The organism is Lysobacter sp. P5_C4, from assembly GCF_054049695.1.
The window spans coordinates 524,224-534,840 of record NZ_JBFULX010000002.1 but is presented as its reverse complement, the minus strand read 5'-3'; the positions used below and the strand labels follow the sequence as shown (position 1 = coordinate 534,840).

General features: G+C 67.3%; 12 protein-coding genes and 1 tRNA gene. 2 read left to right on the top strand and 11 right to left on the bottom strand.

The annotated features are described in order from the left end of the window. Positions 1–102: 102 nt before the first annotated feature. The 6 genes from ACXJJ8_RS06975 to ACXJJ8_RS06950 all read right to left on the bottom strand — a co-directional run bounded on the left by ACXJJ8_RS06975 (position 103) and on the right by ACXJJ8_RS06950 (position 4,777). Positions 103–846 carry a hypothetical protein gene (locus ACXJJ8_RS06975; protein ID WP_499028117.1) on the bottom strand — a complete coding sequence of 248 codons (744 nt, stop codon included), beginning with the start codon at positions 844–846 and terminating at the stop codon, positions 103–105. A gap of 43 nt (positions 847–889) precedes the next feature. Beyond that, positions 890–2,107 carry a tyrosine-type recombinase/integrase gene (locus tag ACXJJ8_RS06970; RefSeq protein ID WP_499028115.1) on the bottom strand — a complete coding sequence of 406 codons (1,218 nt, stop codon included), beginning with the start codon at positions 2,105–2,107 and terminating at the stop codon, positions 890–892. A gap of 168 nt (positions 2,108–2,275) precedes the next feature. Continuing rightward, positions 2,276–2,351: transfer RNA gene (locus tag ACXJJ8_RS06965), tRNA-Thr, on the bottom strand. A gap of 31 nt (positions 2,352–2,382) precedes the next feature. Beyond that, entirely contained in the window at positions 2,383–3,057 is a 675-nt protein-coding gene (locus ACXJJ8_RS06960) for an SPOR domain-containing protein (RefSeq protein ID WP_499028113.1), read from the bottom strand. Continuing rightward, positions 3,054–3,767: a type III pantothenate kinase gene (locus ACXJJ8_RS06955; RefSeq protein WP_499028111.1), complete on the bottom strand. Its 714-nt coding sequence runs from the start codon at positions 3,765–3,767 to the stop codon at positions 3,054–3,056. The genes ACXJJ8_RS06960 and ACXJJ8_RS06955 overlap by 4 nt, the downstream gene beginning before the upstream one ends. Further along, complete coding sequence (locus tag ACXJJ8_RS06950; RefSeq protein ID WP_499028109.1) at positions 3,764–4,777, bottom strand: biotin--[acetyl-CoA-carboxylase] ligase; 1,014 nt, start codon at positions 4,775–4,777, stop codon at positions 3,764–3,766. The genes ACXJJ8_RS06955 and ACXJJ8_RS06950 overlap by 4 nt, the downstream gene beginning before the upstream one ends. A 156-nt stretch (positions 4,778–4,933) precedes the next feature. Between ACXJJ8_RS06950 and ACXJJ8_RS06945 the strand changes: the two genes are divergently transcribed. Both ACXJJ8_RS06945 and ACXJJ8_RS06940 read left to right on the top strand, forming a co-directional pair. Continuing rightward, positions 4,934–5,260 carry a hypothetical protein gene (locus ACXJJ8_RS06945; protein ID WP_499028106.1) on the top strand — a complete coding sequence of 109 codons (327 nt, stop codon included), beginning with the start codon at positions 4,934–4,936 and terminating at the stop codon, positions 5,258–5,260. Between the two features lie 21 nt (positions 5,261–5,281). Continuing rightward, positions 5,282–6,028 (top strand): M90 family metallopeptidase, encoded by a 747-nt coding sequence (locus ACXJJ8_RS06940; RefSeq protein ID WP_499028104.1) that lies wholly within the window; start codon positions 5,282–5,284, stop codon positions 6,026–6,028. Between the two features lies 1 nt (position 6,029). Here the strand turns inward: ACXJJ8_RS06940 and ACXJJ8_RS06935 are convergent, their stop codons facing one another. The 5 genes from ACXJJ8_RS06935 to dusA all read right to left on the bottom strand — a co-directional run bounded on the left by ACXJJ8_RS06935 (position 6,030) and on the right by dusA (position 10,602). Beyond that, positions 6,030–7,445, bottom strand: coding sequence for an ATP-binding protein (locus ACXJJ8_RS06935; protein WP_499028102.1), 1,416 nt, complete (start codon positions 7,443–7,445; stop codon positions 6,030–6,032). Between the two features lie 11 nt (positions 7,446–7,456). Next, positions 7,457–8,140, bottom strand: coding sequence for a response regulator transcription factor (locus tag ACXJJ8_RS06930; protein WP_156640792.1), 684 nt, complete (start codon positions 8,138–8,140; stop codon positions 7,457–7,459). A gap of 40 nt (positions 8,141–8,180) precedes the next feature. Continuing rightward, the gene (locus tag ACXJJ8_RS06925) at positions 8,181–8,567 is read right to left on the bottom strand and encodes a hypothetical protein (RefSeq protein ID WP_499028099.1); all 387 of its coding nucleotides are present in this window, start codon (positions 8,565–8,567) and stop codon (positions 8,181–8,183) included. Between the two features lie 128 nt (positions 8,568–8,695). Further along, a complete protein-coding gene (locus ACXJJ8_RS06920) occupies positions 8,696–9,607 on the bottom strand; it encodes an arginine deiminase-related protein (RefSeq protein ID WP_499028096.1) in 912 nt (303 codons plus the stop codon). Further along, on the bottom strand, positions 9,604–10,602 hold the full coding sequence (dusA, locus tag ACXJJ8_RS06915) for a tRNA dihydrouridine(20/20a) synthase DusA (protein WP_499028094.1): 999 nt from the start codon (positions 10,600–10,602) through the stop codon (positions 9,604–9,606). The genes ACXJJ8_RS06920 and dusA overlap by 4 nt, the downstream gene beginning before the upstream one ends. Between the last annotated feature and the right edge of the window lie 15 nt (positions 10,603–10,617).

Genomic DNA, 10,617 nt, shown 5'->3' with positions numbered 1-10,617 from the left:
CCTGCCGCCTGCAAAATTGGCCTAGCGAGCGCTCGCGTGCTCCGCTACGTCCATGGGACTATCACAGCTCCAACACCACTTTTAGTCCCACAGTTCCTTTTTTCAGTCGCGCTTACGCACTGGCGCGAGGCGCGCGATATCCGCCGTAGTCATGCTCTCGCATTCAAAGAACAAGTACGCAAGCGCCAAAGTCGTCGCTCGTAGCGGCTCGCCATAAGCGGCACTGAAGAAATCGGTCATTTCTCTTAAGAAATATGTTCTGGCGGCATTCGGTTTATTGGGCCGGAAAACGGTCGCATCCTTTGCCCAGTTGTCTGCGTCTCGTGCTACAGCCTCTAGCAGCTTTGGCAAGTGCAGCGTGGCCAAGAACTCAGCCGAAATCCTGGCGCCTGTCTCAAAGCTGCGCGCTTCGATCCCACTTCCCACAACCCCCAAGAAGATTGACCCCAAGAAGCCGGCCTCCTCGATCGCCTCTGCTGACGAAGCCTTCCATGCAAACGCTCTTGCTTCAGTCATGGGAAGCTGCGCCGCCTCGATCTCACTGTTTAGGACTTTGACGGCATTACGAATCGCAGCGGCGCGACGCTTTCGCTCGGACGTTCCCATAGAGGCAGCGCCGCTAAAGTCGAGCGCCCGGTGTACGGCCATGAAGAGCCTGGCCGCATGTGGACGGGAAGGCTTCTCGATCCTCCGCTCGAGCGATGCCCAAACCCCAGCGCAACCTTTCGCAGCTACTACTTGCTTCGCGCCGTTTAGCGTGTAGCTCCCATTGCAGTAGGAACCCCAGACCCAATCAGGAACCCAATCGGGCTGCGCTTCGTTTTTCCCTAACTCGCCTTCTTCCATTGCTCCCCCTGCACGCCCTGTCGAATAGACGCGGCTATGCGGTTCACTTCGCGTTGCGCTTAATAGGTATTACCCAGCCACCTAATCGCAGGCTGTCCAAATAATCAGCCCATGCCGTCATCATCCTCACGCGCTCGGCCATGTATTGCGCGCGGTTGTAAGCGGCGCGTACCTTGTTCCGCTCGGCGTGAGCCAACTGGCGTTCAATCACGTCTGGCGCCCAACCAAGCTCATTCAAGCGCGTGCTGGCCATTGCGCGGAAGCCGTGGCCGGTCATCGTGTCCTTGTCAAAGCCAAGCGAACGAAGAGCAGCGTTCAGTGTGTTTTCGCTCATAGGTGCACTCGCCGTGCGCAGGCTTGGGAAGCAATATCGGCCGCGTCCGGTCAGCGGTTCAAGCTCGCGAAGAATCGCCACGGCCTGCGGGGACAGCGGGACAACATGCGCGTCGCGCATCTTCATCCGATGCGTCGGGATGCGCCACTCGGGCGCGCTCAAGTCCAACTCGCTCCACTCCATCGCTCGGAGTTCGCCGGGACGCACGAAGAGCAGCGGCGCCAGTCGCAGGGCGCAACGGGTGACGTGCTGGCCCGCATAGCCATCGATCGCCCGAAGGAGTGCGCCCACTCTGGCTGGGTCCGTGATTGCGGCGCGCGACGTTCGCACGATAGGAGCCAATGCGCCGCGCAGGTCGGCGGTGGGGTCGCGTTTTACGGTGCCGTGGGCAATGGCGTAGCGAAAAACCTGGCCGCATTTTTCTTTTGTCCGGTGCGCGGTTTCGTGCGCGCCGCGGGCTTCAATACGCTTCAGCGCGGCCAATAGCTCAGGCGGCTCAATCTCGGCAATTGGACGCGAGCCCAGCCACGGTAGGACCTGACCCAACAACCATTGCGACTTGGCGAACGTCGTCGGGGCCAGTTTCTTCTTCTGGGTTGCCATCCATTCGGACGACACCGCCTCGAAGCTGTTAGCCGTCGCGACGCGAGCCGCCACCTTACGTGCGCGCTTCACGTTGCCGGGGTCTAGGCCATCGCGTCTTTCCTTGCGAGCGGCGTCTCGGCGTTGTCGCGCTTCCGCCAGTGAAACCTCGGGATAAACCCCGAAGGCCAAGACACGCTCCTTACCCCCGTGGCGGTACTTCATTCGCCAGTAGCGCGAACCGTTCGGGCGCACGTCGAGATACAGGCCACCGCCGTCAAAGTGCTTTCCCGGCTTGGCCGACTTGATAGCTACCGCCGTGAGCTTTCCGGTGTCCGCTGCCACTTCGAGCCCCCAGGCTGTACCCCCATCGGGGCCTTGTACCCCCAACGATACCCCCGCGTCTGTTGGGCTTCAATGGGACGCCTTGGCATGTCTTGCAACAAAAAACCCCGTCATTAACGGGGTCTTGTGTGTCGCAAAGTTGCCCTGGGACCACTCGAATGCGGTCTGTGGTGCCGGCAGTCAGAATCGAACTGACGACCTACCGCTTACAAGGCGGTTGCTCTACCAACTGAGCTATGCCGGCGAAAGCGCGGGCATCCTACCCCATTGGCGCATCAGCGCAACGACGCGCAGTCCGCAGGTTCGGTGCGCGGCGCGGCGATGTCCCGCGCGGCGACGGCGGCGTCGAAGGTCGCGGGCACGGCGACGTCGATCCAGCCGCGCGTACGCACCTCGCCGATCGGTTCGACCTGCACGTCGGCGAAGCCCGCCGCCTGCACCTGCGCCTGGCGGCGACGCGCCGAGTCTTCGCTGCCGAAGCGGCCGAGCGCGACGCTGTCCTGGTCGACGCCGGCCGGCATCACGAGCAGATCGTCCAGGCCCGCCGCGGTCATGCGATCGGCCAAGGCCTGCGCCGCTTCGCGGCTCGCCTGCCGCGGCGCGAACACCCGCCAGCCGCGCGGTGCACCGCGAATTTCGTTGCGCACGTTCGCGCGCAGCACCTGCGCTTGCAGACGATCGTGCGCGCGACGCAACAACGCGGGATTGTCGAAGGGACCGAAGGACAGGCAGCGCGCGTCGGCCGGGATCGCGGCGGCGGCGACGGGCGGGGCGGGCGGCGGCGCCGCAGGGCGCGGGCGTTGCGGTGCCTCCTGTAGCAGTTGCAGCCGCGGCACGCCTTCGGGCAGTGCGACGCGGTCTTCGTGCGTGGGCGGCGTGCGCGAGACCCACCATGCAGCGACGCCGAGGTTCATCACGACCAGCAAGACGATGAGGGCGCGTCGTTTCATGCGACGGCGTCCAGGCGCGCCCAGCGCGCGAGGCCTTCGAGGACGAGTGCAGGCCGCAGGTGTGCGTGATCCAGGCGCGCGAGCAGTGGATCAGCGCCACCGCCATGCAACAGCAATCGCGGGCGCGTGCCGAGCTGGCGCGTGGCTTCCACGACGCTGCGTTCGACGAGCGCAAGCGCCGCGCCTTCGCAACCCGAGGCCAGGGCGTCTTCCGTGTCGTCGGCGAATTCGACATACGCGCCGCCGGTCGGCGCGAGTTGCGTTGCGCGGGCATGCAGTATTTCGCGCATCAGCGTCGGCGAGGGCGCGATGCGACCACCGCGGTGCCGCCCTTCGCCGTCGACCAGATCGATCGTCAGCCCGGTGCCCACGCCGACGATCAATGCAGGCCAGGCATCCCGCGCGCCCGCCATCGCGAGGAAACGATCGACGCCCAGCTTTTGCGGATGCGCGTAGGCGACACGCAGGCCATCGAAGGTCGCCGACGTGCGCGCGATGCAGATGCGGCGAAATCGGCGCGACAAGGCATCGAGCAACTGCACGCGCGCGTCTTCGCCCGCGACGCTGGCGATGTACGCGACCTCGCCCGACGGCAACGCGTCGACTTCCGAGGGCGCGAAGGCGCGCAGGGGCCCGACGCTGCCGTCCGCACCCAGGGGCGCGCACTTCAGCCGTGTGTTGCCGATGTCGAACAGCCAGTCCTGCGTCATGCCCCGCGTGTCCGAACGCTGACTTCGCCGGAGTGGACCACACGCACCTCACCGTCGTCGAGGTGCACGCGCAATGCACCGTCGGGCGCGAGCCCTTCGGCGATGGCGTTCCGCTTTCCATCGTGCTGGTGCAGGACGATCGGGCGGCCGGCCAAGGCGTCGACGGCCGCGTGGCGTGCGAGGAAGGGTTCCAGTCCGTCGCGATCGAACATCACCAGCGCCGGCAACAGATGCGAGAGCACCGTCGCGGCGATTGCGTTGCGCGTGCGCGGACCCGGGCGCGCGTGTTCGCCGAGCGTGGCCAGGTCGCACCAGGGCTGGTCGATCTCCCGCGCGAAGGCCGCGGGCATGCGCACGTTGAGGCCGAGCCCGATCACCGCGCGCACCGGACCGCCGTGTTCGCCACCGCCCTCGACGAGCAGGCCACCGAGCTTGCGCAGGGTCGCGCCGTCTTCGACGACCAGATCGTTGGGCCATTTGAGTTTGACGGTGCCGTGCCCGAGCGCGTGCAGCGCTTCGGCCGCGGCCACGCCGGCGACCAGCGAAAGACCGCCCAACCGCGCAAGCCCTCCGCCGAAGTGCCGTGCGACGGAGAGGTAGAGGTGCGCCGCCAGCGGCGAGGACCAGGTGCGCCCGCGGCGACCGCGGCCGCCGGTCTGGCGTTCGGCCAACAAGACGTCCGATCCCGAAAGGTCCGCTCTGCGCACATCCGTGCTGCGACGCAGCAGTTCGGAGTTGGTGGAGTCGATGGACCACACGACCTCCAGACCGGCGAGCGCGTCCCGGGCAGGCGCCGCAAGCGCTCGCTGAATGGCGGGCGCGTCGAGCAGGTCGAGCGGGTATTGCAGTGCGTAACCGCTGCCGGCGCGGGCCGCGATCTCCACGCCGGCCGCGCGCAAGGCCTCGATCCGCTTCCAGATCGCGGCGCGCGTGGTGCCGGCCTCGCGGGCCAGGGTGTCCCCGCTGACGGGGCCTTGGGCCAGCCGGGCGAGGAGGTCGCGGTCGTCCATGCGGTCGGCGTCGACTCGGGGGAAGCGGCGATTCTACTTTCCGCCCGACTGACAGGCGGTCGCCGGCCTTGCAACTTTCTGCGTCGGTGCCGCATCCACGCTATAGTCCGGGGCCTGTTCCCCTGGCCGTGCACCCCACCGCACCAGGATCCTGCCATGACGTCCCGTGCCCTGATATGCGTGTTGATGCTGCTCGGCAGCACGGGCGTTGCTGCGCGCGATGTGCACCTGGCGGGCCCCGGCGGGGGTGGCGGTGGCAAGGGCGGCAACCTGCAGCAGTGCGACGAAGTCGAGAATGCGGTCGCTGCGGCCAATGCGAAGCCGCCGGCCAAGCCGCGCGTCACCGCGTCGATCACGCAACCGGTGCGCAGCGTCAAGGCCGCCGTGAAGGCGTTGCCCGCCGCACGGGGCGACACCGACGAGGACGCGCCGCGCATGCCCACGCCACGCTGGCACAGCTTCCTGCCGGGCATGTTCCGCTAAGCCTGCCGCAAAGCACGTCGCTTGCGTTCGCTTTTCCGGCGCTTCCTGCGCCCCGACCCCATCGATGACGCGCATTGGCGCGACGCGATCGCGCACGTCCCCTTCCTCGCCCCGCTCGATGCGCAACGCCAGGCCAGGCTGCATGCGCTCGCCTCGCGCTTCGTGCACGAGAAGGCGATCACGCCGGTCGGCGAGATGGTGCTCGACGACACGCAACGCATCCAACTCGCCGCACTGTGCTGCCTGCCCTTGATCCAGTTTGGCGCCGAAGGCCTGCATGGTTGGTCGCAACTGCTCGTCTATCCCGATGCCTTCCGCGTCAATCGCACCCATGAGGACGCTGCCGGCGTGCTGCACGAATGGGACGACGAGCTGATCGGCGAAGCGTGGGAAACCGGACCGGTGATCCTCTCGTGGGCCGACGTGCAGGCGGATTTCGAGTCGCCGCGCGATGGCTTCTGCGTCGCGGTGCACGAGATCGCGCACAAACTCGATGCCCTCGACGGCGTCCTCGACGGCACGCCACCCTTGCCGCGCGCATGGCAACGCGATTGGGCGCGCGATTTCCAAAAGGCGTACGACGCGTTCGCCGACCGCGTCGACCGCAATCGCAACACCGAGATCGATCCTTACGCCGCGGAGGCGCCCGAGGAATTCTTCGCCGTCTGCACCGAATACCACTTCAGCAAGCCTGCGTTGTTGCGCAGGGAAATGCCGGCGATCGCCGCACACCTGGAACGCCTGTACGGCCCCTCGCCCTTCGCCTGAATCAAAGCCCCGGCGGGAGTTTCACTTCGAAGCGCGCGCCGCCCAGTTCGTCCGAACGCCGCACTTCCAGCTCGCCGCGGTAGCCGCGCACGATGTCCTGCACGATCGCAAGCCCGATGCCGTGGCCCTGCACGCGTTCGTCGCCGCGCACGCCGCGTTGCAACAGTTGGGCGACGCGTTCGGTCGCGATGCCGGGGCCATCGTCGTCCACCGCGAGCAACAAACCGTCGCGGCGGCCCGGCGAGGTGTCGCCCACGCGGACCGTCAGCAGCACGCGCGACTTGGCCCACTTGAAGGCGTTCTCCAGCAGGTTGCCGAGCAATTCCTGCAGGTCGCCGGGTTCGCCATGGAACCGCGCGTTCGGATCGAACTCGAATTCGCACAAGACCTTGCGCGAGGAATACACCTTCTCCAGGCCGCGCACGATCTGTTCGGCGTGCGGTTCGATGTCGATGGGCGCTGCGAACAAGGCGTGGCCGCTGGAGGCCGCACGCGCGAGCTGGTAGGACACCATTTCGTTCATGCGCCGCAATTGCGTCGCGACTTCTTCGCGCAACTCGGCTTCGGGCGTGGGGTTGTCCAGCCGCGCGCGCAACACGGCGAGCGGTGTCTTCAAGCTGTGCGCGAGGTCGGCCAGCGTGTTGCGTTGGCGGTCGAGGTTTTCGCGCTCGCTCTCGATGAAGGCGTTGATGCTTTCGGTGAGCGGCTCGAGTTCGCGCGGATGGTGCGCACTCATGCGCGCCAGCTGGCCGCGATGCACGCGCTTGAGTTCGCCGACGACCTGGCGCAACGGCCGCAGGCTCCAGCGCAACACGAGCATCTGCAGCAACAACAACACGAGCCCGGCGCCGCCCAGGTAGCCCCACAACGCGCGGCGGAACACGCGGATCTGCGAGGCGAGCGCGCTGGTGTCTTCGGAAATGTAGACCGTGTACGGAAATTCGCCCTGCGGCCCGCCTTCCGCCCACACCAGGCCCTTGCCCAGTCGATAGATCTCGCCGGACTCGCCGTTGCTGCGCGTGATCGGCAGCGGACCTTCGAACTTGTCGACCGCGGGCGCGAGCATGCCGCCGAGCGGAAGCTCCGGGCCCTGTGCCGAGGGCGAATCCCAATGTCCGTTCGGCAACACGACTTCGGCGTACAGGCCGCTGCCGGGGCGTTCGAAGCGCGGTTCGGGCGGGGTGTCGGGAACGTAGAGGGTGCCGTCGCGCAGGAACTCGATGCCGCTCGCGTATTCGAGCGCGTAGCTCTCAAGGCGCGTGCGCAGGTTGCTTTGCGCGGTTTCCAGGAATGCGCGGTCGAGCGCGTACCCCGCGAGCGCGAGGAACGCGACAAGCCCGAGGCTGGCCGCAAGCAGCTGCCGCGACTGCAACGAGCGCGCGCGCCACCGAGCTTTGTCGAAGAGCGCGTCGCCCACAGGTTAGGAGGTCAATCCCCGCTGCGCGGGATCGCGAAGCGGTAACCGCGTCCGCGCACCGTCTCGATCGGCTTGAGTTCGCCTTCGGGATCGAGTTTCTTGCGCAGGCGGCCGATGAAGACTTCGAGCACGTTGGAATCGCGGTCGAAATCCTGCTGGTAGATGTGCTCGGTGAGGTCGGCCTTCGAAACGAGCTCGCCGGCGTGCATCATCAGGTACTCGAGCACCTTGTATTCGTACGAGGTCAGGTCGACGTTGCCGCCGTTGACCGTCACCGTCTGCGCGGCGAGGTCGAGCACGACCGGGCCGCATTCGAGCGTGGGCTTGCTCCAGCCCGCGGCGCGGCGCACGAGCGCATTGATGCGCGCGAGCAGTTCCTCGACGTGGAAGGGCTTGACCAGGTAATCGTCGGCGCCCTGCTTCAGGCCTTCGACCTTGTCCTGCCAGGACGAACGCGCGGTCAGGATGAGTACCGGGAATTTCTTGCCCTCGTCGCGCAGCGCCTTGATCAATTCCATGCCCGACATCTTGGGCAGGCCGAGGTCGATGATGCCGAGGTCGAAGGGCACTTCGCGCCCCATGTACAGGCCTTCTTCGCCGTCCTGGGCCGAGTCCACGGCGAATCCTTCGCGCTTGAGGCGGGCCGAGAGGGTTTCGCGAAGCGGGGCTTCGTCTTCGACGAGCAGGATGCGCATGGTGACTCCGTGTCTGCGTAAGGCCTGAGCGGCCGTTGGCTCAGAGGGTGGGGTCGCCGTCGTCGTCGGAGCGTGTACGGGGCTTGTCCTGCCGCCGTTTCCCGCCGTTGTCGTTGTTCCTGGCGTCCCGCGGCCTGACCGCCGGATCGTCCCAGAACACGCGCACGCGACCCTTGTCGTCGATGATCTTGACACGATTCACGTCGCGCCCGTCGGACTGCACCTGCTCGGCACTGAGCACCTGGCCGTTGCGTTCGGCGCGCCGCACCGACTCGGACAGGCCCTGCTGCTGGTTGCGATGCGGCGCGCGCTGCTGCTGCGGCGGCTTCGGTTGCGGCGGCTGCGGCTGGGCCCACGCCACGGCGCAGGCGCCCGACAGGGCGAGCGCCAGCGACATTCGGGACAGGGACAGCGACAGCAGCGACATGGGCGCTCGGCTCGGGATCCAGCAGGGAGGCCATTTTTCGAACGCGGCAGTGAATCACGTCTGAACTTTTTCTTCACGCAGGCGCGCCGTTCATGGCCGGTCGCGCTACGGATGACGTTCGGGACCCCTCAGAAGAGCTCGCCGACACAGCAGCGGAGCGAACCGCCGGCCGCCTCGATGGCGCGCAGCGGGACCGCGCAGATCTCGAAACCCGCACGGGCCAGGGCCTGTCGCGTGGACGGCGCAAGGGCTTCCCCCGCGCCTGCGCTCATCCACGCGACTTCATGCGACAGGGCGATCGCGTTGCCCGCGAAAGCCGCGTGCTCGGCATCGGACAGGACGATCGCGTGCGGGGCGTACAGCGCGCGCAACGCATCGACCACCGCCGGGTCGGCGAAGCCGCGTGGACACACGAGGGCCGCCCGGCCCGCCAGCACCGCGAGCACGACGTTGGTGTGGTATTCGCCCGGCGCCAGGTCGAACAGCAGCGTCGCGCGCAGGCCGAGCGCTTCGTGCATCAGCTGCGCGCCGACGACGTCGCAGCGCTCCGACAGGCCGCACCAGCCGATGCCGCGCGCACGGTCGATGACCAGTGCGCCGGTGAGTTCGCAGGGATGTCCCTGGTCGGACAGATCGATCTCGGCGTAGTCGAGCACGCCGCCGAAGAACGCGCGGATGTCGGCGCGCGTCGCTTCGCGCTGGCGCACGGCATGACGCATGCGGCCGACGACGTAACGCCCCTGCCCCGTCGCGAAGACGTTGTTCGGGAACAGGCCGTCGGGTGCGTCGGGATCGCCGGGGAAGCAGATCGTCGGCACGACTTGCGCGAGTGCGCGATGCAGCGCGCGATGTTCGTCGGAAGCGCGCGCGGCATCGAAACCGGCTTGTTCGGCCATGTAGCGATTGTCGGTGGCCGATTCGGTCGCCAGGCGGAAGCCGTCGGGCGCGACGAGGAAGGCGCCGCGCGCAGTCGGCGGCCCGAAGTCATGCGCGAGCGAGCGTGCGCGAGCGACGAAGGCGCCGATGTCGCGGGTGATCATGCGACGAGGGCCGGCGCCTGCGTGAGCGCAAGCGCCTGTTCGATGAGCGCCCAATCGGCGCCGGGCTTGTGCGCGCCTTCGCTCAACACCTGGCGGAACGCGCGGCCGCCGCGTTCGCCCGCGAACAGGCCGAGCAGGTGGCGCGTGATGTGCTTGAGATACACGCCGCGCGCGAGCTGGTCTTCGATATACGGACGCATCGCACGCAGCAACTCGCCGCGCGTGCGCATCGCACCGCCGAACCATGCGACATCGAGGCGATGCAACAGGTGCGGATCGTGGTACGCCGCGCGGCCGAGCATCGCGCCGTCGACGTGCGCCAAGTGCGCCGTCGCTTCGCTTTCCGTCGCGATGCCGCCGTTGACGATGACCTGCAGCCCGGGCCGCTCGCGCTTGAGCGCATGGGCCCAGTCGTAGCGCAACGGCGGGACCTCGCGATTTTCCTTCGGCGACAGGCCCTTGAGCCACGCGTTTCGCGCATGCACGACGAACATGCGGCACCCGGCGCCGGCCACGGTGTCGATGAACGCAAGGAAGTGCTCGAAGTCGTGGTCGTCGTCGACGCCCAGGCGGCATTTCACGGTCACCGGCACATCGCATGCAGCGACCATCGCCGCGACGCTGTCTGCGACGAGTGCCGGTTCGCGCATCAGGCATGCACCGAAACGACCGGCCTGCACGCGATCGGACGGACAACCGCAGTTGAGGTTGATCTCGTCGAACCCGTGTCCGGCGCCGATGCGCGCCGCCTGCGCGAGCAAGGCCGGTTCGCTGCCACCCAATTGCAGCGCGACCGGATGTTCGATCGCATCCATCGCCAGCAGCCGCGTGCGATCGCCGAGGACCACCGCGTTGGCATGCACCATCTCGGTGTACAGGCGTGCGTGCGGCGCGAGCATGCGGTGGAACACGCGGCAATGCGTGTCGGTCCAATCCATCATCGGGGCGACGGACAGGCGCAGGGCAGCGGGATCGATGGACGGCGTGGGCTTCATCGGCCCCGCATTCTA

Bases quoted from the DNA above. Each gene is read 5' to 3' on its own strand.
- ACXJJ8_RS06975 (WP_499028117.1), bottom strand. From the start codon at position 846: ATGGAAGAAGGCGAGTTAGGGAAAAACGAAGCGCAGCCCGATTGGGTT.
- ACXJJ8_RS06960 (WP_499028113.1), bottom strand. From the start codon at position 3,057: ATGAAACGACGCGCCCTCATCGTCTTGCTGGTCGTGATGAACCTCGGC.
- ACXJJ8_RS06955 (WP_499028111.1), bottom strand. From the start codon at position 3,767: ATGACGCAGGACTGGCTGTTCGACATCGGCAACACACGGCTGAAGTGC.
- ACXJJ8_RS06950 (WP_499028109.1), bottom strand. From the start codon at position 4,777: ATGGACGACCGCGACCTCCTCGCCCGGCTGGCCCAAGGCCCCGTCAGC.
- ACXJJ8_RS06945 (WP_499028106.1), top strand. From the start codon at position 4,934: ATGACGTCCCGTGCCCTGATATGCGTGTTGATGCTGCTCGGCAGCACG.
- ACXJJ8_RS06930 (WP_156640792.1), bottom strand. From the start codon at position 8,140: ATGCGCATCCTGCTCGTCGAAGACGAAGCCCCGCTTCGCGAAACCCTC.
- ACXJJ8_RS06925 (WP_499028099.1), bottom strand. From the start codon at position 8,567: ATGTCGCTGCTGTCGCTGTCCCTGTCCCGAATGTCGCTGGCGCTCGCC.
- ACXJJ8_RS06920 (WP_499028096.1), bottom strand. From the start codon at position 9,607: ATGATCACCCGCGACATCGGCGCCTTCGTCGCTCGCGCACGCTCGCTC.
- dusA (WP_499028094.1), bottom strand. From the start codon at position 10,602: ATGAAGCCCACGCCGTCCATCGATCCCGCTGCCCTGCGCCTGTCCGTC.